This is a genomic window from Roseibium aggregatum (genome assembly GCF_017309185.1).
Lineage (GTDB): Bacteria > Pseudomonadota > Alphaproteobacteria > Rhizobiales > Stappiaceae > Roseibium > Roseibium aggregatum_B.
This window is the reverse complement of the sequence record NZ_JAEKJZ010000006.1, coordinates 67,554-94,282: the sequence shown is the minus strand read 5'-3', so window position 1 is coordinate 94,282 and position 26,729 is coordinate 67,554. Positions and strand designations below refer to the sequence as shown.

Here is a 26,729-nt window from a genome sequence, read left to right as displayed (position 1 = left end):
GCGCCAGGCGTCAGCCACGGCCGAGTTTCACGAGGGAGCTCGACAAGGCCTCCACGGAAAGCGGCTTTGTCAGATAGCCGGAGGCTCCCATTTCCTTGGCCTGGTCGCGCGCATCCTTCATGACGTCCGCGGTCACGATCAGAACCGGCACGGGCGGACGGCCTGTCGCGGTCTCGTTTTCCCGAATTCTGGCGATTGCGCCGAACCCGTCCAGTCCCGGCATGTGCAGATCCATCAAAACGGCGTCGAACGATCCGCTGGCGGCCTGTTCGACAGCGCTCTCGCCGTCCGCGACCATGACCGGCACATGGCCGAGCTTGCGCAACATTGCTTCGGCGAGCAGCCGGTTGATGTCGTTGTCCTCGGCTACGAGCAGGCGCAAGGGCCGGGACGGCGCGTTTTCGCGCTGTGCGGAAAAACTGTTGCTGACCGGCTCGGCGCTCGCTTCCCAGGCATGGTCGGTCCCGCCGCCGTCGAGAAGGCCGCAGGAGATCTGAAGAAGTGTGTCGATTCGGATCGGCCGGATGAGATAGGCCGCATAGCCGGCCTGGCGCAGATGTTCCAGGCGGTCCCGTTCGGGTGGCGAGATCATGATGACGGCGGGTGCCGCGCAACCGGTCAGCCGGACGGAGGCGAGCCAGCCGCCGCTGTCGCCGAGACCGGCGTTGTCGACGACCAAAAGATCCGCGGACAGAAGGGCCGCCTCCAGATCCGGGCTGCCCGGGGCCTCGATGCGGACCTTCGCGTCATGACGTTGGAGACGCCGGCTGAGAAGCGGACATTCGATTCGGCTGTTGCTGACGAAGACGATTCTCTTGTCCCACAAGGCTTCGGCGCGGGGGGCGGGGCCGCTTTCCAGCGTCTCCGGAACAGGCAGCGAAACGCGAAACGCCGCACCGCCTTCCGCCACCGGAGAAGCGGTAATCGTACCGCCCATCAGGCCCGCCAGCCGCTGGGCGATGGCAAGCCCGAGCCCCGTGCCGCCGAACTTGCGGGCCGGTCCGTGATCGACCTGCTCGAACTCCTGAAACAGCCGCTCGGCCTCCGCCTGGTCGAAGCCGATACCGGTATCCCGCACCTCGATATCCAGGAAACTGCCACCCTCGGGGTTGGGCCGGCCGCAGAGCTCGACGGATATGCCGCCCGCGTCGGTGAATTTCACACCGTTGCCGATCAGGTTGAACAGGATCTGGCGCACCCGTGTGGCATCGATGGTGACTTCCCTCGGCAAGGCAGGATCCACCAGGGAGCCGATCTCAAGCGCCTTTGCATGGGCTCTGGGGGCAAGCAGCTCCACGACGTTTTCCGCCAGCGCACCGACCCGGACCGGCGCCGCCTGAATGTCCAGCTTGCCGGCTTCGACCTTCGAAAAGTCGAGAACCTCGTCGATCAGGAGCAGAAGGGTCTCACCCGAGGTCTCCAGCGCCTCGATGTAAGCGTTCTGTTCCTTGGTGAGGCGCGTGTCGCGCAACAGCGCGGCCATGCCCAGGACCCCGTTCAGCGGTGTGCGGATTTCGTGGCTGACGGTCGCCAGGAACCTAGATTTCGCCTCGTTGGAGCTCTCCGCGGAATGGCGCGCGGCGAGCAGTTCCTCTTCGATCATGCGCCGCTCGGTGACGTCCCTCAGGACGGTCTGGACCAATTGACGGTCGGAACCGGTATCGCGGACTGGAATATCGATCCGGGAAAACCAGCGCGCTCCCTGGGCTGTCTCGACATAGATGTCCTGAAAACTCGCCGTTTCAGCATTGGTCTCGAGGCTGGGCATGCCGGATTCCGGGTCCGGCGTGAAGGTCGCGAGCGGCAGGTCCATGGGCGTGCCCGGTTGCAACGTGTGGCCGGGACCGAAGACGTCTTCGGCTGCCGAATTGACGTAAGTGACGGTTCCGTCCAGATCGCGGCGGATGACGACATCGCCCAGAGTGGCCAGGATGCTGGCGTGCCGCTCGTCGGATTCGCCCAGCTCCCAGGCCCGGTCTTCCAGTTCCTCGCAGCGGGCCATCAGCCGGCGGATCTTGCCGTCCTTGATCTTGTTGGCCTGAACCGTGCGGTACATGTCGTCGGCGAACAGGCGCCAGACCGCCAACCCTCCGGCGAAGAACGCCAGTCCGACACCGGCGAACCGGTTGACGCCGTCGGTCGTCGCGACCAGCAGAAAGGCCGCGGCCAGTCCGATAACCAATCCGGCAACCGCCAGATGCAGCAGAAATTTCGCGGGGGGGGAAACCGGCCTGTCCGTCGCCCGCCGCCCGGAGCCGGCATCGGAACCCGTTTCGATGTCACTGGCATCTTCTGGGGTGACATCTGTTCCGCGGTCTTCCGGACGCTGCCTGCGGTCGGCTACCGGCTGGCGGCTTTCGGCCCGTTGCGCGTTCTTTTCGGCTTCCGCTTCGGACTTGACCGCGCGTTCGCTGTTTTGATGGACCAAGACAACCACTCTCCGCAAAACCACTGTTGCGCAGAGAGTGGCGCTTAAACTTTGAGAAACCGTTTCCTTCCTTTGTTAACCGGAAGGAATCCCGGGAGGAGGCCTCAACGCACGTCCAGAAACCCGATGATCTTGCGCACATCCTTCAAGACGGGCCCGGCGATGGCGGAGGCCTTTTCCGCGCCTTCCTTGAGGATTGCATCGATCTGGGTCTTGTCTTCCATGAGACGGCGCATCTCGTCGGTCATCGGCGACAGTTTCGCGACCGCCAGCTCCGAGAGAGCCGGTTTGAAGGTCGAGAACTGCTGGCCGCCGAAGTCCTTCAGGACGGCTTCCTTGGTGCTGCCGGTCAGGGACGCGTAGATCCCGACCAGATTATCCGCTTCCGGCCGGTTCTCGAGCCCGTCGACTTCGCTCGGCAAGGCGTCCGGGTCGGTCTTGGCCTTTTTCACCTTTTTTGAAATCGTGTCTGCGTCGTCGGTCAGATTGATGCGCGAGAGGTCCGACGGGTCGGACTTCGACATCTTCTTGGTGCCGTCGCGAAGAGACATGATCCGGGTCGCCGGACCGGCGATCATCGGTTCGGTGATCGGAAAATAAAGCTCTTCCGGCAGTTCCGGCGAGGGCGTCGGGTTCGGCACGCCGATCCCGAGCTCCTTGATCCGGGCGCCGAAGTCGTTGTTGAATTTCGCCGCGATGTCGCGGGTCAGTTCAAGATGCTGCTTCTGGTCGTCCCCGACCGGCACGTGAGTCGCGCGGTAGGCCAGGATGTCGGCGGCCATCAGGTTCGGATAGGCGAACAGCCCGACGGAGGCGTTTTCCTTGTTCTTGCCGGCCTTTTCCTTGAACTGGGTCATTCGGTTGAGCCAGCCCATGCGGGCGACGCAGTTGAAGATCCAGGCGAGTTCGGTGTGCTCGCGAACCTGGGATTGATTGAAGATAATGGACTTTTTCGGGTCGATCCCGGCGGCCATATAGGCGGCGGTCACTTCCCGGGTCGCGTTGGTCAGCTCCTGGGGGTCGGGAAATCCGGCCGTGATGGCGTGGCTGTCGACAACGCAGAAGATGGTCGGCATCTGGTCCTGCAGCGGCACCCAGCGGGACACCGCGCCGAGATAGTTTCCAAGATGGAGATTGCCGGTCGGCTGGACGCCGGAAAAGACACGGGGCTGGAAGTCCGTCATTTGAAATCCCTTGTTGGCGCACCGGTTGGAAAGGCGCTTTTGAATGTTTGGGCGCGCCGGGTTTAGGCTCCCGGAAGGCTTCGCGCAAGCGGGAAACGGAAAGTTTTCGGCTTTTGGTCTCAGGTGTTGCGCCGTGTCAACGCTTTCGCCAGTTTGATCAGGTCCGCTCCACCGCTCAACTGGACCGCCGCGGCGAAAACGACGGCACCCGAAGCGATCAGGAGAAGCAGGCTCGCCGCCCGCACCGCAAGCCATGCATCGCCGAGGTACGGGGCAAGCCAGATGGCGGCAAAGTGCAGGCCGGCCCCCATCAGCAGGCTTGCGAGAAAAACGAGCGCGAGCCGGCGCAGGACCCCGGAGCCGGGCAGGAAATGGCCCCGCCGCCAAAGGACCGCGATCAGAAGTCCGGTATTCACCCATCCCGCGATGCTCGTGGCGAGTGCGATGCCGACATGCTTGAAAAATGGAAACAGCGCGATCGACAGCGCGACATTCACCACCATGCCGATCGCGGCAAAGATCATCGGTGTCTTTGTGTCTTCGCGCGAAAAATACCCGGGCGAGAATACCTTGTTGAGAACGAAGGCGGGCAGGCCGAAGGAAAACGCCATCAGCGCCGCCGCGGTGCCTTCCACGGCGGCCGCGTCGAAACGTACCCGCTGGAACAGGATCGAGACGATCTCGTGGGGAATGACGGCGAGCGCAACGGCGGCCGGCAGCGTCAGGACAAGCGAGAATTCCAGCGCCCGGTTGAGGCTGTGCTGATAGGCGGTCATTTCTCCGGCGCGCAGCTGCCGGGTCAGGCTCGGCAGCAAAACGACGCCGATGGCGATGCCGATGACACCGAGAGGAAGCTGGTAGAGCCGGTCGGCGAAGTAAAGCAGGGCGTTGGCGCCTTCCTGCATCGAGGCGATAACCTGGCCGACGGCGATATTGATCTGGGTGACACCGCCGGCGACGACACCGGGAATGCCGAGCGCGAGCAGCCGTGCGGCCGATTTCGTGTAGCGGGGCCGGAAGACGGGAATTCGGAACCCGAGCCGCTTGAGGTCGATGACGACGACGAGCAGCTGCACGATGCCGCCGAGCGTCACGCCGCAGGTCAGGATGATCCCGAGAGTGGTGTCGTCATGGATGCCGGCGGCCAGCACGCCGCCCAGAACCAGGCTCATGACGACGTTCAGCATGACCGGCGCGAAGGCGGCTGCTGCGAACCGGTGATAGGTGTTCAGGATGCCGGCGATAAAGGCCAGAAGCGACATGAAGATCAGATAGGGAAAGGCGATCCGCGACATCAGGACGGTCAGATCGTATTTCTCCTGATCGCCGACAAAACCGGGTGCCAGCGCCCAGACGACGAACGGCATGAAGATCTGGGCCAGGGCCGTCAGGACAAGAAGACAGAAGAGCAGCGCCGATCCGATTTCGCCGGCGAACCGGCGCGCCTCGTCTTCGCCCCCCTCTTCCACCGTGCGCCCGAAGAGCGGAATGAAGGCGGAGTTGAAGGCGCCTTCGGCGAACAGTCTGCGGAACAGGTTGGGCAGCCGGAAGGCGACCACGAAGGCGTCGCCCACCGGACCCGCGCCGACCGCGGCCGCCAGAAGCACGTCCCTGGCAAATCCGAGAAAACGGCTCAGCAGCGTCGCACCGCCGACAGTTGCGAAATTGCGCACGAGGCTCATGAGAGAGGGAACCTAACCGGTTTGCCGATGGATCTTGCGGGCGACCGGCGCCGCTGCGTCAAGGTCGACCTGGCCTTCGACCGCATTGACAAGGCGCTCGCGGATAATGTCCTGGCGGCCGATATTGGCGATTTTCTGACCCGTCAGGTCGGTCACGTAGAAGACGTCCACCACCTTCTCGCCGAAGGTCGAGATATGGGCCGATCCGATGTTCAGGTTGAGCGTGGCGATACAGCGGGTCAGGTCGAAGAGCAGGCCGGGGCGGTCCAGCCCGGAAATCTCCAGAACCGTGTAGTCGTCGGACAGCGAATTGTTGACCAGCACCTCGGCGACGACCTTGAAGGCTTTCATCCGGCCTTTCATCGCACTTTTTTTCGACACCGGTTCCGGCAGTTGCGCTTCGCCGCGCAAGGTGGTCCTGATGTGCCTGGTGATCCGTTCGCCGCGCCGGCGCTCGTCCTCGTCGTCCGGCAGTTCGCGGCCGATGAAGATCGTATCGATCGCGAAACCGTCTGTCGTCGTGTCGATCTGGGCGTCGACAATGTTGGCGCCGGTGGAATAGCAGGCGCCGGCAATGGTCGACAGCAGTCTCGGATGGTCCGGCGCCATGATGTTGAGTTCGGTCACGCCCTCGAACGCGCGCGGGATGACCTGAAACGCCAGCTGGTTGCCGGCCTTGTCGGCGCCGTGCAAGAGTTCCGCGTGGGAGACCAGTCGGTCAGGCTCCGTTCTGAGCCAGTAAGCCGCGTAGTGGCGCTCCAGATAGCTGGCTCTGTCCTTTTGCGGCCAATGGCCAAGTTTGGCGGCAAGGCCTTCCTTGACCTGCTCGATCGTCAGGTCCCGGGGCTGCTTGGTGTGACCGCCGGAAAGATACGGTTCGCTTGCGTAGTAAAGGGTTCTGAGAAGCTGGCCTTTCCAGCCGTTGAACACACCCGGTCCGACCGCCCGGATATCGGCGACCGTCAGGATGAGCAGCAGTTTCAGCCGCTCCAGAGACTGCACGGTATCGGCGAAATCGGTGATCGTCTTGCGGTCGGAAAGGTCACGCGACTGGGCGATCGTGCTCATGTCCAGGTGGTGTTCGATCAGCCAGGCGACGGTCTCCGTCTCCGCCTCGCTCAGACCGAAGCGCGGGCAGAGTTTGCGGGCGACTTTCGCTCCGGCGATGGAATGGTCTTCGGGCCGGCCCTTGGCGATGTCGTGAAGGAACATGGCGACGTAAAGCACGCGCCGGTTCTGCAGGGTCATGATCAGATCGGTGGCAAGCGGATGATCGTCCCCCGAATTGCCGTGTTCGATTTCCGCCAGGACACCGATGGAGCGGATCAGATGCTCATCGACCGTGTAGTGATGATACATGTTGAACTGCATCATCGCGACGATCTTGCCGAATTCGGGGACGAAGCGGCCGAGCACGCCGGCTTCGTTCATCTTGCGCAGGGTTTTTTCAGGTTCCTGCCGGGAGGTCAGAATGGAGAGGAACAGGCGGTTCGCTTCCGGATCCTTGCGCAGATTGCCGTCAACGAGCTTCAGCGAATGCCGGATCAGGCGGGTCAACTGCGGATGCATGTTGTAGCCGTTCTTGTCCGCGATCTGGAAAACCCTGATCAGGTTCGTCGGATCGCCTTCGAACACCGTATCCGATGCGGCGTTGAGCCTGTTGTTCTCGACGACGAAGCCCGGGGCGCCCTTGACCGGGACGGCGGCGGTCGACACCCGCCCGGCGCGCAGACGCCGCATCATTCCGGATATGCCCTTGCCGAGCGGCTCCTTGACATGTTCTTCCTCAAGGGCGGCGCAGATGATCCGCGTCAGGTCGCCGACGTCCTTGGCCACGAGGAAGTAGTGCTTCATGAACCGTTCGACATCCCGCTGCCCCGGGTGCTGAGTGTAGCCGAGGCGGATGGCGATGTCCCGTTGCACGTCGAAGGACAGGCGTTCCTCCGGTCGGCCGGTCAGGAAATGCAGATGGCAGCGCACCGCCCAGAGAAAATCCTCGGATTTCTTGAACCGGGCGTATTCGGAACGCGTCAGCACACCCAGTTTGATCAGCTCGGATTGCCGGGCGACCCGGTAATGGTATTTGGCGATCCAGAAAAGCGTGTTGAGGTCTCTCAGACCACCCTTGCCTTCCTTGATGTTGGGTTCGACAAGATAGCGCGAGGTGCCCTGCCGGCGGTGGCGCTCATCCCGCTCCTGGAGCTTGGCGGCGATGAACTCCGAACTGGTGCCGCTGACGACCTCGGCGTCGAACCTTTGCTGCAGCTCCTCAAACAGGGGCTCGTCGCCCCAAAGGAAACGGGCTTCCAGAACGGCGGTCCGGATGGTCATGTCCGCTTTCGCCAGCCGGATGCATTCGTTGATGTTGCGCGTCGCGTGGCCGACCTTGAAGCCGAGATCCCAGAGCATGTAGAGGATGTATTCCACCACCTGCTCGCCCCAGGGGGTCTGCTTGTAGGGGAGCAGGAAAAGAAGATCGATGTCGGATCCGGGTGCCAGCGTGCCGCGGCCGTAGCCGCCGACCGCGGCGATGGCCATGCGTTCGGCCGCCGACGGGTTCTTGATCCGGTAGACATGAACCAGCGCAAAGTCGTAGATCACCCGGATCAGCTCGTCCTGGACGTAAGACAGACGTCCGGCGCAAAGCAGGCCGCCGCCGTCAGCGTTCAGTTTTTCCTCTATGGTCGCGCGCGTGCTTTTGACGACGGATTTCAGTTCGTTGAGAACGGCCGTTCTGATCTTCGGGTCGGCGCCGTCGCCGTCATGTCCTTGGGTCAATGCGGTCAACCGGGCTCTGAGGTCGTCAGAGTCGATCAGGCCGGCAAGGTCTTCCTGGGAAAGTTTCATTCTGATCTGATTGTCCGTTCAAAGCGCGAGCTGGAACCGGTTATATAGAGAACGCAGGATAAGGACACGTAAATCTCGAAGGGGTCTGGATAACCCGTGGCGTCAGATGTCGTCCTTGACCGCCGCGACCCGCAGCTGATGCAACAGGGCGGCGAGGCTCTCGTCCGACAGCCCGCCGATGGTCAGCGCAAGCCGGTTGGCGAGTTCCGTTGCCTTGGGGTTCATGCCCGCCGTATCGATGGTCACGCGCGGGTCGGAGAGCTCCGCAAGCCGCTGAATTTCCTCCGCCTCGTCCCAGATCACATTGAAATAGGTGATGATCCGCTGAACCAGGAACCAGGTCGGCTTGCCGCGTTTGCCGTGTTCGAGCGCCGAGAGATAAGCGCTTGAAACGGAAAGGGCCGAGGCCATCTCCTTAAGGGACACGCCTCGTTTCGTCCTGAGTTCCCGGATTTTCGCGCCAAGCGGTGTCACGGCCTCACCTTCTTTTTCGTATGCGGACGTAAAGAGCCCCGGCCCCGCCATGGCTCGGATGGGCTTCCTCGTAACCGACGACGACGGACCTCATTTCCGGCATCGACAGCCACTGTGGAACTATTCTGCGCAAAACGCCGCGTTCGTCCATATAGGCGCGGTCCGGGCCGCCGCCTTTGCCCGTTATCACCAGGACCACCTTGTGGCTGCGCGCCTGTGCCTGATAGAGAAAACCGCGCAACCGGTCATGGGCCTGATGCTGGGTCATGCCGTGCAGGTCGATACGGGCGTCGATGGCCTTCACGCCGCGCACGATTTTTTTCCGGTGGCCACGATCGAGCTGATGCAGGGGCGGCAGCGCCGGCTTTTCCTGGGCGGTTTTCGGCGTCCGCAAGGCTGTCGCCGTTTTGGGCGCGGCTGTCGCGGTTTCGGCGGGAGTCGCTTCGAGGGCTTTTGAAAGGTCTTCTTCGTGCTTCCTGGCACGGTCCGGATCGAGCGGTGTCAGCGTGCGGACCACCTTGCCCCAAAGTTGCCGGTCCTCCGGCGACAGACTGCCTTTTTTGCCCCGTTTCGTCACGTTTCAGTCCACCCCGCCCCCCGGTTCGGGCGATCCGGGCTCCGGGACCAGCACGATGAACTCCGCCGCGTGCCGAATGGCACCGGCAGTTTCTCCGGAGGCCGCTCCGGATCCGACGAAAATGTCGCCCCGCGCCCGGCCCCTGATGGCGGATCCCGTGTCGTCTGTCACCATCAGGCGTGCGAAAGGGCGGTCTGCGGTTTCAAAATCGTCAAACGAGGCGGAAACGAACACCAGCGATCCGTAGGGGATCTCCTTCGGATCCACTGCGAGGCTCCGGCCGGGGGTCAGCGGCAGACCGGCGGCTCCGATGGGGCCCTGGTCCGGGTCGATGTCCTGGATTTCGCGAAAGAAGATATAGGACCTGTTTTCGCGGAAGAGCGGGTCCCGTTCTTCCGGATGTTCGGCAAGCCAGGCGCGCAGGCCGGACATGGTGAAATCCTCGGGCGTGCCCTCGCCCCGGTCGACCAGCAGTTTCCCGATACCTGTATAGGGATGGCCGGACTTGCCCGCGTAGCCGACACGCATGACCGTTCCGTCGGTCAGCTTCAGCCGCGCCGAGCCCTGGACATGAATGAAATAGGCGTCGACGGGATCGGCGAGCCAGACGAGTTCCAGACCCTCGTCCACCAGCGCCCCGTCCATGATCGCGCCCCGGTCCGGCAGTTCGCTCAAGACCCCGCCCGCTCTCCGCCCATGGCTGAGATTGACCGGCCAGCCTGCGGGCCGCCGGTCGCTTGAGACCGGTTCAAGCCCGTCCGGTTTCTTCAAAAGAGGCACCTTGAAGATATCGGTCCGGGTCCGTGAGGCATCCACTTCCGGCTCGTAATAGCCGGTAACGAAACCCTTCTGCGCGATCCTGTAAGGCTTGAAACGAGACTCGAGAAAGGTTCGCGCCGAGGCTCCGCTCGCCACTGCCTCCCACGCCGCCGGGCAAAGCCGCTTCAGGTCTTCGGAGGCGTAGCGAGATTCGGGGGCGCCTTCCGGGACCGGGCAAAACCTCAAGAAGCTCTTCAGTGCATCCAGGTGATTGTCGTTTTGCCAGTCTTCGATCGCCGCAAAGGAGGTCTTTTCGTAGTGTCCGGGAAGGTCCGGTCCCTGTGCCATGGCTGGTGTTGCTCCGGCAAACAAGAGCGGCGCGGCCAGGACCGCGCCTTTTGCGGCAAAGTCGAATGCGAAGATGGTACGAGGGCCCGGGTCCGGCCGCCTGAACCGCCTCCGTCGCGACACGGTCAGTCCGCGGATTCGGTCGCGACAAGCTTCCAGTTCGGATCGCGGGAAATGGTGTCCCGGGCAAAGGTCCAGATATCCACGACCTCACTCACCTTGGCCGGATCGCCGTCGACGACCTCGCCGGCCTTGTCCCGCGTGGCGGAGATCAATTGGCTGTGGATTTTCACGGTCACCTGAGCGGTCGAGCCCTTGAGCGCGGCTTCGACGATTTCCGACTTGTCGATGCCGACAAAGGTCGATTCGATTTTTTCGCCGCGTTTGTCACGGTCGTCGATGGCGGCAACGAAGCCTTCGTAAACCTCGCGGGACAGGAGATTTTTCAACGCCCGCTTGTCGCCGTCGGCGAAGGCCATGACGATCATCTCGTAAGCCGCGCGTGCGCCCTGCAGGAACTCTTCCGGTTCAAAGCTGCGGTCGACCGTGAGGATCTGTTTCAAGGCGCTGTTGAGGGCGGAGCCTTCGGGAGCCACCTTGTCGATGACAATCTCTCCACCCGGAGCGGCCTGCTCCATCGGTTCCGGCTGCTGGTCGGCCTGGCCCGGCAGGGGGATCACATTGTCCTGCCCGTTCTGCTGATCCTGAGGCGTTTCCGGTTTCGAATAGGGATCGAAGGGCGGACGCTCGCTGCCGGTTCGTTTGCCCAGCACGGATCGCAATCGGAACAGAATGAATACCGCAAGTCCCAGGAGGAGGAGGTTCAACGGGTCAAAAATCTCGTTCATTTTACGTTCCGGTTTACCCTTCAAAGGCATAACGACGGCGCCGCAATACTGCACCCGATGCGCTGCCCTGCTTTTTCAGCCTGATAGGCTACTACTTAGGGGGTCCTTGAACCAGCATCCAGACCCAAGAGCAAGACTGAATCTTGCCACGCTGGCCTTTCCTTGGTTGCCTGCTCGCATTTTTGCGGAGGAATGTCTACCTTAAGCATAGAAAACGTATCAGACGACGGAGGTCCCGTGGGACTTTATATCATTGCCGCAATCGTTTTGCTGCCCCTGATTGAAATTGCGGTGTTCATCTGGGTGGGGGGAACAATCGGTGTTCTGCCGACGATCCTGCTCACGGTCGTCACCGCGCTGGCCGGAACCTTGATGTTGCGCCAACAGGGCTTGTCGTTGCTCACGCGCATGCAGAAGGAACTGGATGCGGGCCGCGCGCCCGGCAACGAGGTGATGCAGGGCGCGATGATCGTCGTGGCCAGCATTTTCCTGCTGATCCCGGGTTTCGTCACCGACGCGATCGGCCTTCTTCTGTTCATTCCACCGGTTCGCGAGGCCCTCGCCCGGTTCATCATCTCGAGATCGGATGTGGTCATCGTCCAGGGCGGACCCGGCATGGACAGGCCGGAGGATAATTTCGTCGATCTCGATCGGGACGACTGGTCGGAGACAAGCCACGGTTCGGATCGCGGGTCTTCCGGCAAGGGCCAGGGCAAAATCAGTCCATGGAACGAGGGATCGAAGGGGGCGGATCTTTAAATTCGGATTTCCGCCATCATTCCGGTTCTACGCGAAGCCTCAGGACCGGGACGACAAACGCATTGAGGCGCGCAAAGCCTTGGTAATCGCCGCCTCATGTTCTTAAGGCCGGCCGAGACGTTACGTCCTTTTCCCGGCTCACCAAATCGTGACGAACGCTGTATGCGTAATTTTTACCTGTTCCCGCTAAAACGGGCTTCCGCCTCCGAAAAAGGGTTGAGGCAGGCAGGAAGGGGCCGTGCGCCATGGCTGTCCAACGCGTTGACTGGGTCGATACCGCGAAAGGCATCTGCATCGTCTTCGTCGTGATGATGCATTCCGTCCTCGGCGTTGAAGCCGCGGCGGGCGAAACCGGCTGGATGCATGCCGTGATCGCCTTCGCGGCGCCGTTTCGCATGCCGGATTTCTTCCTGATCTCCGGTCTTTTTCTGTCCAATGTGATCAATCGGGACTGGCGGCTGTATCTGGACCGGAAGGTGGTGCATTTCGCCTACTTCTATGTGCTCTGGCTGACCATCCAGTTCGCGGTCAAGGCACCGGTCTTTGCCGCCGAAATAGGCGCAAGGGGCGCGCTTGAGTTTTATCTGTTCAGCTTCGTCGAGCCTTTCGGCACGCTCTGGTTCATTTACATGCTGCCGGTGTTCTTCGTCGTCACCAAGCTTGCCCACGACAGGGGTGTTCCCTGGCAGCTTGTGCTTGGCCTCGGCGCGGTACTCCAGATTGCCCCGATCCATAGCGGCTGGCTGCTGGTCGACGAGTTCGCGGGCCGTTTCGTCTTCTTCTACGCGGGCTACGCGCTGGCCCCTCGGATCTTCCGGCTGGCGGGCTGGGCGCGCGAGCGGATCGGCGTCAGCCTTGCCTATCTCACCGTCTGGGGTCTGGTAAACGGCGGCCTGGTCTATCTGGGCTGGGCGGGACTTCCCGTCGTCGCGCTTCTTCTGGGCGTCGCCGGGGCCGGAGCGATCATCCTCACCAGCGCGCTGATCGTGAACTGGGGGCGGCTCGGTTTCCTGCGCCATTTCGGAGAGAATTCCATCGTCATCTATCTGGCCTTCTTCTTCCCGATGGCGGTAACCCGCGTGATCCTCTTGAAACTCGGCATTCTGGATATCGGCACCACTTCGCTGATCGTGACGATTGTGGCCTCGGTCAGCCCGATGATCCTGTTCTGGCTGATCGGCAGGACCAATATCGGCTGGTTCCTGTTCCGGCGGCCTCATTGGGCCTATCTGGGCGGCACATATGGCGGCAAGCGGCAGGCTCAGGCGGCGGAGTGAAGCGCGCCCATCGGAAATTTTTTCTTTAGGACTTTTCTCCCGAAGGCGGTGCGGGCATGATCCGCGCCATGTCGACGAAAGATTCCGCCTCCGCCCTCACCGCCGACGACCACCTGATCCTGGTCGACGGCTCCACCTTCATCTTCCGCGCCTTTCACGCGTTGCCACCCTTGACGCGCAAGCCGGACGGTCTGCCGGTCGGCGCCGTTTCAGGTTTCTGCAACATGCTGTGGAAGCTGCTGCAGGAAGGGCTGACGCCGGAAGAAGGCGACGAACCGACGCATTTCGCGGTGATCTTCGATCATTCCGCGCAGACCTTCCGAAACGAGATCTATCCGGAGTACAAGGCCCATCGGCCCGAGCCGCCGGAGGATCTGGTGCCGCAGTTCGGCTTGATCCGGGAGGCGACCAGGGCCTTTTCCGTCCATTGCATCGAACAGGAAGGCTTCGAGGCCGACGACCTGATCGCGACCTATGCCGCCCAGGCGGCGGCTGAGGGCGCGCGGGTGACGATCGTTTCCGGCGACAAGGACCTGATGCAGCTGATCGGACCGAAGGTCGGCATGATCGACACCATGAAGAACAAGATCTTCGGCGAACCGGAGGTGTTCGAGAAATTCGGTGTCGGACCGGACAAGGTCATCGAGGTCCAGTCGCTGGCCGGCGACAGCGTCGACAACGTGCCCGGGGTTCCGGGCATCGGCTTGAAGACGGCAGCCCTTCTGATCAACGAATTCGGCGATCTGGAAACGCTTCTGGCCCAGGCCGAAACGATCAAGCAGAAGAAGCGCCGGGAAAACCTGATCGAATTCGCCGACCAGGCGCGCGTTTCCAAGGAGCTGGTGACCCTCAAGCAGGACGTGCCGGTGGAAGTTCCGGTGGCGGATCTCTCCGTCACCGAGGTCGACGGGCCCAAGGCGGTCGGTTTCCTGAAGGCCATGGGCTTCACCACGCTGACCAAGCGCGTCGCCGAGACCACCGGGGCGGAGCTCGCCAATATCGAGGCTACCGATTTTCAGGTGCCGGGCTGGGATGTTCCCGATCACAAGGGCCGTATGGCGGAACGGGTGGAAAGTTCCGCCGGCTCGGACACCGCAAAGGGCGCAGGCGATATCGGGCCCGGCAAGGACGGCCTGATGGTGCCGCAGACGGTCGCGGACGCGCGTGCGGAGAGCATCAGGGCGATCCCGGTCGATTCCAGTGCTTATGAAACGGTCACCAGCATCGAGCGGCTGAAGGAGTGGTGCGACGCGGCCTATGAAAAGGGCTACGTCGCCTTCGACACCGAAACCACCTCGCTCGACGCCATGCAGGCGGATCTCGTCGGCCTGTCGCTTTCCACCGAACCGGGCAAGGCCTGCTACGTACCGCTCGCCCATGTGGACGGCGAGGGCGACCTCCTGGGCGGCGGCGGTCTTGTCGAAGGTCAGATTCCGCTGAAGGAGGCTCTGGAAACGATCAAGCCGATGCTGGAGGACCGCGCAGTTCTGAAGATCGCGCAGAACCTCAAGTACGACTGGCTGGTGATGACCCGCCACGGCATCGACCTCGCGCCTTACGACGACACCATGCTGCTCTCCTACACGGTCGACGCCGGCAAGGGCGGCAACGGCATGGATGAGCTGTCGGAGCGCTGGCTCGACCACAAGCCGATCCCCTTCAAGGAGGTCTGCGGCTCCGGCAAGTCGATGATCACCTTCGACAAGGTGGCGATCGACAAGGCGACGGCCTATGCGGCCGAGGACGCCGACGTTACCCTTCGTCTCTGGCTGATCCTGAAGCCGCGGCTGGCGGCGGACCGTATGGCGACTGCCTACGAGACCCTGGAACGGCCGATGGTGCCGGTGCTGGCGCGCATGGAAAAACGCGGCATTTCCGTCGACCGGCAGATGCTCTCACGGCTTTCCGGCGATTTCGCCCAGGGCATGGCGGCACAGGAATCCGAGATCTACGAGCTTGCCGGGGAAAATTTCAACATCGGCTCGCCCAAGCAGCTCGGCGATATCCTGTTCGGCAAGATGGGCCTGCCCGGTGGCAAGAAAACCAAGACCGGAGCCTGGTCCACCTCCGCCCAGGTCCTGGAGGATCTGGCGGCGGAAGGCCACGAACTCCCGTCGAAGATTGTCGCCTGGCGTCAGCTTTCCAAGCTGAAGTCCACCTATTCCGACGCTCTGCCCGGCTATATCAATCCGGAAACGAACCGGGTGCATACATCCTACGCGCTTGCCGCCACGACCACTGGGCGCCTGTCGTCTTCGGAGCCGAACCTGCAGAACATCCCCGTCCGCACCGAGGCGGGCCGCAAGATCCGCAAGGCCTTCGTCTCCGAAAAGGGCCACAAGCTGATCTCCGCCGACTACAGCCAGATCGAGCTCCGGGTGCTTGCCCATATGGCCGATATCCCGCAACTCAAGAAAGCCTTCGACGACGGTCTCGACATTCACGCCATGACGGCCAGCGAGATGTTCGGCACGCCGATCGAGGGCATGGACCCGATGGTCCGCCGCCGCGCCAAGGCGATCAATTTCGGCATCATCTACGGCATCTCCGCCTTCGGCCTTGCCAACCAGCTCGGCATTTCCAGGGGAGAGGCCAGCGACTACATCAAGACCTATTTCGAGCGCTTTCCGGGCATCAAGGATTACATGGAGGCGACCAAGAAGCAGGTCCATGCGGACGGCTATGTCACCACGATCTTCGGCCGCAAGGCGCATTATCCGGACGTGAACACCAAGAACCCGAACATGCGCGCCTTTTACGAGCGCGCGGCGATCAACGCCCCGATCCAGGGGTCCGCCGCCGACATCCTGCGCCGCGCCATGGTGCGCATGGAGGACAGGCTCGCGCACTCAAAGCTCGACGCGCAGATGCTGCTTCAGGTGCATGACGAACTGATCTTCGAAGTGCCCGACGCCCAGGTGGACGACACGATCCCGGTGATCCGGGAGGTCATGGAAAACGCCTGCGATCCGGCCCTCAAGCTTTCCGTCCCCCTTCAGGTCGACGCCCGCGCGGCGGACAACTGGGACGAGGCGCATTGAATTCAAGAGACTGCGAGCGTGGACCGCTTAGACTTGGCTGTTCCGAACGCTTCTACGAGATTACTGAGGATCGTCAATCAGCTTGCGGATTTCTTGAGCGAGCGGATTGTTACATCCTGAGAAGCTGGCGACCATGGCGGTCATGAACGGTTCGGGGTTCAGGCGATCTTCGTTGAGCTCCCAGCCGGACAATCTGAGGAGCATTGTCAGAAAGGTGAGCTGGCAGCGGCCATTTCCTTCCCGGAACGGATGGATCGCATTGATCTCCGAGATATAGTATGCGGCGCGTTCTGAAAATTCTTCTAGATCAGAAATGGCGGTCAGGTGGTTTTCCTGAGCCAGTTCCGCGAATAATCTCTCCATTTCTGGCCCGATATATTCCGGATAACAGAACCAATTGTTTCCCTTTCCGGTACGGATTCGACGTATTTCTCCAGCCCACTCGTAGACGTCCTGGAAAAAGTGATGGTGGATCTTTCTGTAGTGAATGAAGTCCAGATCACCACTGGGAAGATCTTCCTCGGCACGAGTCAAAAACATGAGAGTTTCGAATTGATCCAGATCGTCTTGATCTCGGAGACCGGCCTTGTTCTTCAGGACTTGTGTACCCGGATAGCACAAGGGGTCGTCTTGCGCCGTATACCGGCTCATTTCTTGTCAGGATGAACAAATGAACCAGTGATGGAGGAACGAAGGGCCTCCCCCTTTAGACCTTTTGAGCGGCCGATTTGAAGAGCCTTTGCGGCTCGTTGGTTGAGCGTAATTCCTTCAACTGCGGAAAATTTCGAGGCCTTTCCCGCGCCGATAGGCTTCGTCAGACTCTCAGACGGTTTCGCAGATCGGTTGTTTTGCCCGTGTTTTCTCATAGGATGAATCTATCAGGTCACGATTGAACTTCAAATTACAATCCAAGGGCAGGCAAGTATTTCGAGCGCCATAACAGCAATTCGCAGCTTTAAACGCCGGAAGAGCCGAATTCGGGGGAAGAGCCAATGACCGCTTGAATGGATAAAGGCCATGACCCCTTTAAGATCATGGCCTCAATGTTTTCGATACTTATGCCGTTTCGTTAGAAAGGTTTACGCCGCCGCCACCGCGGCCAAGAACTTCTCGATTTCCGAGCGCATGTCTTCGGTGATGTGAACGGCTTCGCCGGTTTTCGCCTTGACCGTTTCCGAGGAGCTGTTTGTCTCGGCGACCGCGTTGTCCAGCTCGCCGATATTGCCGACCATGGTTTTGGTCTGCTGGGCGGCGCCCTGGATGTTGCGGCTGATTTCCGAGGTCACGGCGGTCTGCTCCGAGACCGCGCCGGCGATCGCGGTGGTGTATTCGTTGACGTCGTTCATCGTCGCGGAAATGCCCTGCATCGCGTTGACGGCGGCCTCGGTCGAGGCCTGGATGCCGGAAATCTGGTTGGAGATTTCCTCGGTCGCCTTGGAGGTCTGGTTGGCCAGTTCCTTGACTTCCGCCGCGACGACCGCGAAGCCCTTGCCGGCTTCTCCGGCACGCGCCGCCTCGATGGTGGCGTTGAGCGCAAGCAGGTTGGTCTGCTCGGCAATCGCCTGGATTAGCGTGACCACCTCGCCGATCTTGCCGGCGGCGGTCGCCAGGCCGGCGATCTTGTCGTTGGTGTCCTGAACGTCGGCAGTCGCCTGGTCGATGACGCCGGTGGTTCGTTCGACCTGCTGGGCGATTTCCTTGGTCGAGGATTCCAGCTCCTCGGTGGCGGCCGCGACGGATTCCACATTGGATGCGGCCTCTTCGGAGGCGTGCGTGGCGCCCTGCGCCTGGCTGGCGCTTGACGAGGCGACGCTTTCCAGAAGCTCGGCGGTGTGCTGCAATTCGCCATTCACCCTTGAGACGGCGGTGAGCATATCGGCGGAGGATGTCCGGAAACCGGCAATCAGCGCATCGACCGTTTTCTGACGCTGTCTTTGAACTTCATCCTCGTGCGACTTTTCGACTTCAAGCTCGACCTGCGCCCGGCGGTTGGCGCAACACACATCGACCGCCCGGGCGATGTCGCCAACTTCGTCGCTGCGCTCCATGCCTTGAATGTTCTGGTCCGCGTTGCCCTCGGCGAGTTCCGAAATCTGGCTTGTGACCACTTCCAGCGGTTTGAACATGCTGCGATTGGCGTAGAAGACACCGGCAGCCGCAACCGCCATCAGGGCAAGCGCTGCTCCGGCGCCGAGAAGGCGGCCGAAGGTCCGGATGGCCATGAAGGGCGCCCGGTCGATCGCGATGATGCCTGTTGCGGCTTTCGCGCCGGAAAAGTCGATCAGGGCGATCTCATCGAGGCGATACTGCCCGCTGACATCCGTTGTGCCTCCCGCTGCAAGTTCCGTCAGCGCCGTTTCAGGCGTGATCCCATCCGGCAACTGCGAGCCGATTACCTTGGAGCCGTCCGGCGTCTCGATCACGACAGCGATCGGAACACCTGTTTCCGCGGTGAACTGCTCCACGAATTTCTCGTGAAAACTCAGGCCGAATTCGATCGAGCCGATGTGAGTACCCTCATGGACGATCGGGGCAATGCCACGGATGCCGAGACCGGCAACGCCCTTTTCCAGCCCGGAGATCGGTTCGTGCCGCGTGTTGGTGGCCACCACCGTGTGCCGGAAACCTGAAAGGTCGTCGCCGAACTTCTGCGGCTTGTGAACCCGGAGGAAGCTCTCCGCGGGCGGCAGGTGGAATTGGAACTGACGGATATCGTAGGTCTCTTTGAGGCCGGCGAAGGCCGGAACGAACTCAGCCGCCAGCCCGTCCCGGTCGCGGGCCGCGAGCTTCTGCTGGACGCCTTCCTGACCGGCGACCACAGTCGCCATCAGCAGGGCCTGCCGGCTGTCGGCTTGAATCCGCGATTGCAGAGCCCTTTCGGCCGCCTCCACTTCCCGCGCCATCGCCATGTCGGTCAGTTTCGATGTCAGAAACTCGCCGATGAGAACTGCCGATCCGGCGCCAAGTAAAGCCAGAATAACGAGCAGTATTGTCAGTTTAGATCTGATGGTGGTCATGTTCCCTCCAACCCTTTGACACAGGGTGCGGAGGAACCTTGAAAGAATTGTTAATAATACCTAGTTTGCTCAGCAGATATCCCGGCTTTGCTCGAAAAAACCCTTGTTGCAAAAAATTGAACATACAGAAATGCACAACTCAGCGCGGTAATTCACGTTTCGCTTGCGGCATTTTTCAAACATCCCGTTTGGGGATATGCGGTAAAACACTTAAAGCCACAGCCAAAACTTCCAGGGAATGTTTATGGCTGTGAATGCGATTCGAAATATACGCGCGAAAATTCATGACAGAACGTAGGATTAGTGTAAATGTGCAGCACGCAATCAAGGATTGAATTTCAATCGTGATTGGTTCGAACAACGGCCGAGACGGAGGTGACGTTGTCCTGCGATCCAGGGACTGCCGGTAATCCTCAGCGGTCCCTTTTATCTGGCGTCATTGCTCGCATGGCCGGCTCTCCTGCGCCTGAAGAGAGGCTGCACAAGGCGCCGGTAAGCCAGGGTGAAGCCGGTGTAACCGAGGAAAAGGGCCGCCAGCGAAGCAAGGCCCGCAAGCGTTTGACCCACCACGCCGTAGACCTCACCGGTGTGGAGGAAGCGGAGAAAGACACGTGCGCGCCGTCCGGCACTCTGGTCTTCCGGTTCGACGACGCCGAGTTGCTCGCCGCTGACGCGTGACAGGGTGAAGGTCCTTTGGCGGGACAATTGCGCTCCGTTGCCCGTATCGACCGTCACGACAAGCCGCTTGGCGTTGTCCTGGGGAAGCTTGAAGGTCATGGCCGTCCAATCGGGGACTTCCGCCCTCAACCCGTTGAAGATGGACTGAAAGCTGACGGTCTGGCCTCCGCCGGCACCTTGTCCTTGTGGCACCGCATCCGCGGACTGTCCGGGCCGGGCGGGATCCGCCTCGCCATAGATCGCAACCACAAGATCACTGGCCCAGGGATAGGAAATCACAACCCCGGAGATGACAACCGCAAGAAGGGGAACAAGCGCCCAGATGCCGAAGACATGATGCCAGTTGTAGTCGCGAGCCTTGGACGTCGGCAGGTTCCTCCGGAACAAAAGGTTCTGCCGGATGAAGCTCCATTTCCACTTCTTCGGCCACCATAGGTAAAAGCCGGAAGCGAGCAGGAACAGAAAGGCCAGGTTCGAGGCTCCGGTGATCGCCTTGCCGATGTCTCGGCCTTCTCCGGAAAGCGCGAACCAGCGGTGCAACAGCATGACCGTGCGGAAAAAGCTTTTCGTGTCCTCACCGGCCCCTTTCATCTGTTCCCCTGTGTAGGGGTTCATCAAGAACGACTCGCGGCGGCTTTTGGAAACCTTGACGGCCGCACCTTCGGTGCTGGAAACGACGACCGAGTGACCCGCGAGCGCGCCGTTTTCCTCAGCCTTGGCGACAAGGCCATCGATATCGAGGGGCGAGGTATTTGCGGGGGCCTGAACGGCGCTGTTCACTGCCCGGGTCTCGATCTGGCGTTCGTAGGTGAGAAGCACGCCGGTCGCGGACATGAAGACCACGACAATGCCGAAGACAATGCCGACGGCAAGATGAGTCCAGAAAATTGCGCGCTTGAAAGTCATTTGCAAAGCCTCTCCGACCACAGCTGGAACCGCCGGGCCGGCAAAGGCCTGCGGGTTCTCCATCAGCTCGCGTCAAACCGATGTGCTACTGGTAAAAAAGAGGCGTACTCTGCGTCAAAGGGGTTACTACGTAATTTGTTTCGGAAAATGTATCCATTTGTCATCGCGCGGACTGTCCGCACGCTTTTGCGACCGGCTGTTACTATTCATTTCCGCAAGGGATGACGGCCCGGCCCGGACTTGCGAAAAGATGTTGAGATGGAGTTACAGGGCGCCGACAGGTGACTGAAATGCCGGCCGCGAGCCGAACCTGGTGCCAAGAACTCGCCCGCGAAGGAGCCGTTTTATACGTTGAATTTAGCGGTCACGGTTTCCGGCGCGCCACCACCGCTCCCTGACGGTCTGGGGTCAGGATCGGATGCCGGTTGGAAATCTCACACCACCCTGAGGTCCGGCTGCGTCTTGCCCGCGAGGGCGGAGCGCGGCGTAATGGCGTTTTTCAGGAGGTCCTGGAGATGTTCTTCCAGATAGTCGACGATCGGCGAAGGGGTTGTTGTCTGGGTATAGATCGCCAGTTGAGTGGCGGGAAGGGGAGGAAAGCCGTCCTGTTCCTTTAAGAGGGTCAGGCCTTCCATCAACGCACCGGAAGGCAGGATGCCGATGCCCGCGCCCGACATGACAGCCACCTGGGCGGCGGCAACGCTGGTTGTGGTGATCCGCTCGTACCACTGGCGGCCGGCGCGCGCCAGCGTGGCGAAGGCCATCTCGCGGAAGGGGCAGGGCTGGTTGAACAGGATCAGCGGCAGCGGATCGGTCAGCGGACAACTGTCGCTCACCGCCCAGTGTAGCGATTCCTCCACCACGCCGTCCGGTTCCGGCTTGGAAGCGGAGACCAAGGCGATGGCCAGGTTGATTTCGTTGTTCGTCAGCATGTCGTGCAGCGTAGCGCTGTCGGCCACCGTCATTTCCAGTTTGACGTTCGGATGGATGCGCACGAAGTTGCAGAAGATCGACTGCAGCTGGCCCGTCGCGTACCATTCGGGAAGGCCGACATGGACCGTGCCGGTAAGTTCGGGAGCGGACAGGCGCAGCCGTGCCTCTTCGTGAGAGCGCAGGATTTCCGTGGCGTGCTGGTAGAGAATGCGGCCCGCGGGTGTGAGGTTCATGGTGCGCGCCGTACGCTCGATCAGCGGCTTGCCGACCCGTTCCTCCAGCCGCCGGAGCTGCGTGCTGACGCAAGGTTGCGTCCGGTTCAGCTTTGTTCCGGCATGGGTCACGTTGCCGGCTTCCGCCACGGCGACGAAGGCTTCCAGCAGTTCGATATTAAAACGGCCGACTGTCATTCCTGAGCTCCATTCCGTTTTAACGCGCCCCGATACCGCCGGGTTTTTCGGCGGGACGAACCTCCGTTGCGTCTTGCAACGATGCCTTCTCGGTTTCAGGGGTTGTCCCCCTTTAGAAGGCGTTCAAATCCGCACCTGGCGAGCCTACCGTTTACGGAAACAGGCAGACGGTCAAGCCCGGCTCAAGCATAACGTTCTATTATGTAACCCTGCAATTATAAATTTTGCGGATGAAATTTAATCGCGTATTCCGAGAATTACCGACATCAAAAGGGTATCCGAAATGACACTCGCGTTTACCATCGGCCAGGCTGACCAACAGAATGCGCATGAACCTTTCCAGTCGCTGCAAAGCAGGGTGCACAGGTCGATCGCCTCGCATACCGAATTCAGCCTGGACCGGATCGTAACGCAGGACAATCGGGTCAAATACACCAATCAGGGGCGAACCGAGACCTCGACCGATCATCTGGACGAAGTGTTCCACCTCATGCGCCAGTTGAACGAACTGGGTATCGGCTCGGACACATTGGGCCGCATGCAGGAAAACGGCCGGTCCTTCCGGGATGCGCTTAGGCATTGTTGCGAACGGGTCGCGGCCGATTTTTCCGGGGAGCCGCTCGTTTATGTCGAACTCGGTCCCGAACCCATCAAGACCGGTTACATCGTCAAAACCCTTCTCGCCCTCGGCGTGACGTTCGACCGCTATATCGCTGTGGATATCAACCCCAAGTCGGCCGCACCGATGCGCGCGGCGCTTGAAAACATTCTCCCCGATACGCCGCTGGATTTCGTCACGGCTCCTTTCGAGGAATTCAGCCTCGAGCGGTATCTGGGAGACGGCACGCCGCGCGCCCTGGTGACGATGCTCGGCTTTCAGGAGGGCAACGACGACCCCTACACGGTCAACGGCTGGCTGAAGACCATTGCCCGTCCCGGCGACCTGCTTCTGTCGGAAAGCCAGCTCTACAAGGCGGGCCAGATTGACAAGATCCCGTATTTTTACGCAAATCCGGCCATGCAGCGGTTTTCGCGCATCGCGTTCGAACAATCCATCGACCGTGCGATGCCGACGCTCAACAGGTTCTTCCTGCTGCCGGTTCCCTTCCGGGACGGTGAAACGGCGCAGGTGGCCATTCTCGGAGAAGAATTTTCAAATGCAATCAGTGGAAGAAGCTTGCACGTATCCAACTTCTGCCTGAAACTTACGCTAGATCAGTACCGGCATTACAGGCAGCATGGTGGACATTTCGAAATAACCGGCGAGACCTTCACTGATGACGAAACACTTCACTTCCAGCTCTCCCGCCGGGTATGACGTACAACTGACAAGACCTCGCAACCTGACGGCCGCAGGCCTTGCCATCGTCGCGGTGACATACGGTCTCGCGCGCTATTGCTTCGGCCTGTTTCTGCCGGAAATCCGCCGGGAGTTCGCGCTCGGTCCGGAGACGATCGGCCTGATCGCCGGCCTGTCCTACGCCGGCTATCTCATGGCCACCTTCGCCGGGTCCTGGTTGTCGACCGTGTTCGAGCCCCGCCTGCCGATCCTGCTCGGCGGCGTTGCCGCCGCCACCGGCATGGCGGTTATCGGGTTGGCGCCCGATCCTTGGATCCTGGCGCTGGGTGTGTTTGTCGCGGGTGCGAGCCCGGGGCTCTCCTATCCGCCCTTTTCCGATGTCATCGTGCGGCATACGGAGGCGAGCCGCCAGAACACGATCTATGCCTGGATAAATTCGGGAACCGGTTTCGGGGTGGCCTTCGCGGGGCCGCTGGCGCTTTACGCCGGAGCGGACTGGCGCTTTGCCTGGCTGACCTTTGCGGCGCTTGCCACCGCGGTCACGGTCTGGAACATGCTTGCCTTGCCGCGGCGCGGCCCGTTGCGAACGGCCCCGTCCGGCACGCGCCCGGTCCGGTTTCTCCTCGAACCCCGCGCAAGGCCGCTTTTCGCCGCCGCGCTGGTCTTCGGCATGATCACGGCGGTCTATTGGACCTACGCCGTGGAACTGTTGTGGACCCTGACAGGCAACGCCCAGGACAGCATCCTCTTCTGGATCGTCCTGGGGATGGCTGGAGTGACCGGCTGTTTCGCCGGCGGGCTGGTGGGACGCTGGGGGCTGGACCGGACCTATTGCGCCCTGGCCGTCATTGTCGGCTTTGCCGTGGCGACGCTGCCGCTCCTGATCGGCACGAGGATCGGCATATATGTGTCGGCGGCTTGTTTCGGGGCAGGTTTCATCGTCATGACGGCCTTGTTCGGTATGTGGAGCATGCAGATTTTCCGGCAGGCGCCGTCCATCGGCTTCGGCTTCACCTTTTTCCTGATCTCGCTGGGTCAGGGGGTCGGGCCGGTCCTCGGCGGCTTCGCCATCCCCGTTCTGGGGCAGCCGGCTTTGTTCGTTGCGGCCGGTCTCTTGTGTTGCGGTCTAGCGGTGCTGCCGCCGCGCGATTAAGGCATTGGACGATTGGCGCCGGCACATAACGCGGGGTTATGGTGAGCCCGCGCGGCATAACCGCAATGTTCTGGCCATCTCCGTGAATTGCGCCCAAGATCAAAGCACGCATAGATTGGTAATGATAAAAGTGTTTGGATCAATGCTCCTGACGACAGCCCCTGAAGACGATTTGCAGCTCGATATGGAATTGTGCCGCGCATTGTTTGAAAAGAACCCGGACCGCCTGATCGAACTTGTCTCGGAATGGCTGGAAAGCAATCAGCTTGCACCCAGCGAGGAGTTCACCGTTCCGACCTATCTGAACGAGATCCTGTCCCGCGCGGACGACGCTTCCAGGACGGCCCGCCCCTGGGGCAAGCTGGTATCCTGAAACGCCGGGGGCTACTCCGGCCGGCCCAATGGCGTGTTCATAGTTTGTTCTTGCATCCATCCGTGAGATATGCTTCCTAGTCCCTACATCTTAAGGTAGAGGACGTGGCATGGTCAGCCGGGTTACGACGGTCGCATTCCAGGGCATCGAGGCGGTCCCCGTGGACGTTCAGGTCCACGTCGGGCCGGGTATGGTGGTCTTCAACGTCGTCGGCCTGCCTGACAAGGCCGTTGCCGAAAGCCGGGAACGGGTCCGGGCGGCGCTGTCCGCCTCAGGTCTGGCGCTTCCGGCCAAACGGGTCACGGTCAATCTGGCACCCGCGGACCTGCCCAAGGAAGGCTCACATTACGACCTGCCGATCGCGCTCGGCATCATGGCGGCCATTGGCGCCATACCGGCCGAATTTCTGGAAGGCTATGCGGTGCTCGGCGAGCTCGGCCTCGACGGCACGCTTGCGCCGGTGGCGGGCGTGTTGCCGGCGGCCATGGGAGCGAACGCGCTCGGCAAGGGCCTGATCTGTCCGCAGGCCAGTGGCGCGGAAGCCGCCTGGGCCGACAAGGACATGGATATCCTGGCGCCCCGCTCCCTCATTCAACTCGCCAATCATTTCAAAGGCACCCAGGTCCTGACCCGTCCGGCGGCCAGGCTCCACGGCCCAACCGGCCCGCTGCCCGATCTCGCCGAGGTCAAGGGCCAGGAAAGCGCCAGACGGGCACTCGAAATTGCCGCCGCCGGCGGGCACAATCTCCTGATGACCGGTCCCCCGGGATCGGGAAAATCCATGTTGGCCAGCCGCCTGCCGTCGATCCTGCCGCCGCTGACCCCGCGCGAACTGCTTGAGGTCTCCATGATCGCCTCGCTCGCCGGCGAACTGGCCGAGGGCAAGCTGACCGACCGGCGGCCGTTCCGCGCGCCGCACCACTCGGCCTCCATGGCCGCTCTCGTGGGCGGCGGCCTGCGGGCCAGGCCGGGCGAGGTGTCGCTCGCCCATAACGGCGTGTTATTCCTGGACGAGCTGCCGGAATTCGCGCCCCAGGTGCTCGACAGCCTGCGTCAGCCGCTGGAAACCGGTGAGGCGGTGATCGCCCGCGCCAATCACCGGGTCACCTATCCCGCCCGCATCCAGCTGGTCGCCGCCATGAACCCGTGCCGCTGCGGCCACTATGGCGAACCCGGCCACCAGTGCCGACGGGGCGACCGTTGCGTGACCGACTATCAGGCGCGGATTTCCGGACCGTTCCTCGACCGGATCGATCTCAGGATCGACGTTCCCGCCGTCACCGCCGCCGATCTGATCTCGCCCGGCGCGTCGGAAACCTCCGAGGCGGTCGCGGGCCGCGTGCTGACAGCACGCAAGATCCAGGAAGACCGCTTTTTCGACCTCGGGGTCGCCTGCCGCACCAACGCCCATGCACCGGCCTCGATTGTCGAGTCCATGGCAAGACCCGACGACAGCGGCCTTGCCTTTCTGCGTCAGGCGGCGGAGTCGCTCCAGCTCAGCGCGCGCGGCTATCACCGGGTCCTGAAACTGGCGCGCACGCTCGCCGATCTCGATGGTCTCGACCGGGTCAGCCGTATTCACCTTGCCGAGGCGCTGAGTTATCGCGGTCAGGACATGTCGCGACGGGCAGCGTGAGCGGTTTTGGGGACGGACAGATAAATCCTCTCAGCCATCGCGGCAGGCATACTCTTCTTTGCTTTTGTCTGTTTCTAGGATAGATTGGATGCCGTAGAG

The 26,729-nt window shown here is 61.6% G+C and carries 19 protein-coding genes; 7 read left to right on the top strand and 12 right to left on the bottom strand.

Translation table 11 applies throughout. The annotated features are described in order from the left end of the window. Positions 1 to 10: 10 nt before the first annotated feature. From JF539_RS22290 to JF539_RS22255, 8 genes are all read right to left on the bottom strand, one after another. On the bottom strand, positions 11 to 2,428 hold the full coding sequence (locus JF539_RS22290) for a hybrid sensor histidine kinase/response regulator (RefSeq protein ID WP_207142960.1): 2,418 nt from the start codon (positions 2,426 to 2,428) through the stop codon (positions 11 to 13). 104 nt (positions 2,429 to 2,532) lie between these two features. Beyond that, positions 2,533 to 3,612, bottom strand: a complete 1,080-nt coding sequence (gene trpS, locus JF539_RS22285) for a tryptophan--tRNA ligase (protein ID WP_207142959.1) — start codon at positions 3,610 to 3,612, stop codon at positions 2,533 to 2,535. Between the two features lie 119 nt (positions 3,613 to 3,731). Then, positions 3,732 to 5,294 (bottom strand): murein biosynthesis integral membrane protein MurJ, encoded by a 1,563-nt coding sequence (gene murJ, locus JF539_RS22280; protein ID WP_207142958.1) that lies wholly within the window; start codon positions 5,292 to 5,294, stop codon positions 3,732 to 3,734. Between the two features lie 12 nt (positions 5,295 to 5,306). Beyond that, positions 5,307 to 8,141 (bottom strand): [protein-PII] uridylyltransferase, encoded by a 2,835-nt coding sequence (locus JF539_RS22275; RefSeq protein ID WP_207142957.1) that lies wholly within the window; start codon positions 8,139 to 8,141, stop codon positions 5,307 to 5,309. A 102-nt stretch (positions 8,142 to 8,243) separates the two neighbouring features. After that, positions 8,244 to 8,615 carry a helix-turn-helix domain-containing protein gene (locus tag JF539_RS22270; protein ID WP_207142956.1) on the bottom strand — a complete coding sequence of 124 codons (372 nt, stop codon included), beginning with the start codon at positions 8,613 to 8,615 and terminating at the stop codon, positions 8,244 to 8,246. A 4-nt stretch (positions 8,616 to 8,619) separates the two neighbouring features. Continuing rightward, positions 8,620 to 9,192 (bottom strand): Smr/MutS family protein, encoded by a 573-nt coding sequence (locus JF539_RS22265; protein ID WP_207142955.1) that lies wholly within the window; start codon positions 9,190 to 9,192, stop codon positions 8,620 to 8,622. 3 nt (positions 9,193 to 9,195) lie between these two features. After that, positions 9,196 to 10,299: a murein transglycosylase A gene (locus JF539_RS22260; protein WP_207142954.1), complete on the bottom strand. Its 1,104-nt coding sequence runs from the start codon at positions 10,297 to 10,299 to the stop codon at positions 9,196 to 9,198. A 125-nt stretch (positions 10,300 to 10,424) separates the two neighbouring features. Continuing rightward, positions 10,425 to 11,147 (bottom strand): Tim44/TimA family putative adaptor protein, encoded by a 723-nt coding sequence (locus tag JF539_RS22255; protein WP_207142953.1) that lies wholly within the window; start codon positions 11,145 to 11,147, stop codon positions 10,425 to 10,427. Between the two features lie 237 nt (positions 11,148 to 11,384). Here JF539_RS22255 and JF539_RS22250 point away from each other — a divergent pair, with 237 nt between their 5' ends. From JF539_RS22250 to polA, 3 genes are all read left to right on the top strand, one after another. After that, the gene (locus JF539_RS22250; RefSeq protein WP_207142952.1) at positions 11,385 to 11,906 is read left to right on the top strand and encodes an FxsA family protein; all 522 of its coding nucleotides are present in this window, start codon (positions 11,385 to 11,387) and stop codon (positions 11,904 to 11,906) included. 245 nt (positions 11,907 to 12,151) lie between these two features. Beyond that, positions 12,152 to 13,183 carry an acyltransferase family protein gene (locus JF539_RS22245; protein WP_207142951.1) on the top strand — a complete coding sequence of 344 codons (1,032 nt, stop codon included), beginning with the start codon at positions 12,152 to 12,154 and terminating at the stop codon, positions 13,181 to 13,183. Between the two features lie 56 nt (positions 13,184 to 13,239). After that, the gene (gene polA, locus JF539_RS22240; RefSeq protein WP_207142950.1) at positions 13,240 to 16,224 is read left to right on the top strand and encodes a DNA polymerase I; all 2,985 of its coding nucleotides are present in this window, start codon (positions 13,240 to 13,242) and stop codon (positions 16,222 to 16,224) included. A gap of 60 nt (positions 16,225 to 16,284) precedes the next feature. Here the strand turns inward: polA and JF539_RS22235 are convergent, their stop codons facing one another. The 4 genes from JF539_RS22235 to JF539_RS22220 all read right to left on the bottom strand — a co-directional run bounded on the left by JF539_RS22235 (position 16,285) and on the right by JF539_RS22220 (position 22,168). After that, on the bottom strand, positions 16,285 to 16,875 hold the full coding sequence (locus tag JF539_RS22235; RefSeq protein ID WP_207142949.1) for a Fic/DOC family protein: 591 nt from the start codon (positions 16,873 to 16,875) through the stop codon (positions 16,285 to 16,287). A gap of 428 nt (positions 16,876 to 17,303) precedes the next feature. Further along, on the bottom strand, positions 17,304 to 19,241 hold the full coding sequence (locus JF539_RS22230; RefSeq protein WP_207142948.1) for a methyl-accepting chemotaxis protein: 1,938 nt from the start codon (positions 19,239 to 19,241) through the stop codon (positions 17,304 to 17,306). Positions 19,242 to 19,667: 426 nt separating this feature from the next. Continuing rightward, positions 19,668 to 20,825, bottom strand: a complete 1,158-nt coding sequence (locus tag JF539_RS22225; protein WP_207142947.1) for a PepSY-associated TM helix domain-containing protein — start codon at positions 20,823 to 20,825, stop codon at positions 19,668 to 19,670. 434 nt (positions 20,826 to 21,259) lie between these two features. Continuing rightward, positions 21,260 to 22,168, bottom strand: coding sequence for a LysR family transcriptional regulator (locus tag JF539_RS22220; protein ID WP_207142946.1), 909 nt, complete (start codon positions 22,166 to 22,168; stop codon positions 21,260 to 21,262). A 283-nt stretch (positions 22,169 to 22,451) separates the two neighbouring features. On the opposite strand from JF539_RS22220, the gene JF539_RS22215 reads away from it, so the two are divergent. The 4 genes from JF539_RS22215 to JF539_RS22200 all read left to right on the top strand — a co-directional run bounded on the left by JF539_RS22215 (position 22,452) and on the right by JF539_RS22200 (position 26,630). Then, positions 22,452 to 23,486, top strand: a complete 1,035-nt coding sequence (locus JF539_RS22215) for a hypothetical protein (RefSeq protein ID WP_207142945.1) — start codon at positions 22,452 to 22,454, stop codon at positions 23,484 to 23,486. Continuing rightward, entirely contained in the window at positions 23,446 to 24,621 is a 1,176-nt protein-coding gene (locus JF539_RS22210) for an MFS transporter (RefSeq protein ID WP_207142944.1), read from the top strand. The genes JF539_RS22215 and JF539_RS22210 overlap by 41 nt, the downstream gene beginning before the upstream one ends. A gap of 142 nt (positions 24,622 to 24,763) precedes the next feature. Next, the gene (locus JF539_RS22205) at positions 24,764 to 24,994 is read left to right on the top strand and encodes a hypothetical protein (RefSeq protein ID WP_207142943.1); all 231 of its coding nucleotides are present in this window, start codon (positions 24,764 to 24,766) and stop codon (positions 24,992 to 24,994) included. A gap of 109 nt (positions 24,995 to 25,103) precedes the next feature. After that, positions 25,104 to 26,630 (top strand): YifB family Mg chelatase-like AAA ATPase, encoded by a 1,527-nt coding sequence (locus JF539_RS22200; RefSeq protein WP_207142942.1) that lies wholly within the window; start codon positions 25,104 to 25,106, stop codon positions 26,628 to 26,630. Positions 26,631 to 26,729 lie beyond the last annotated feature (99 nt).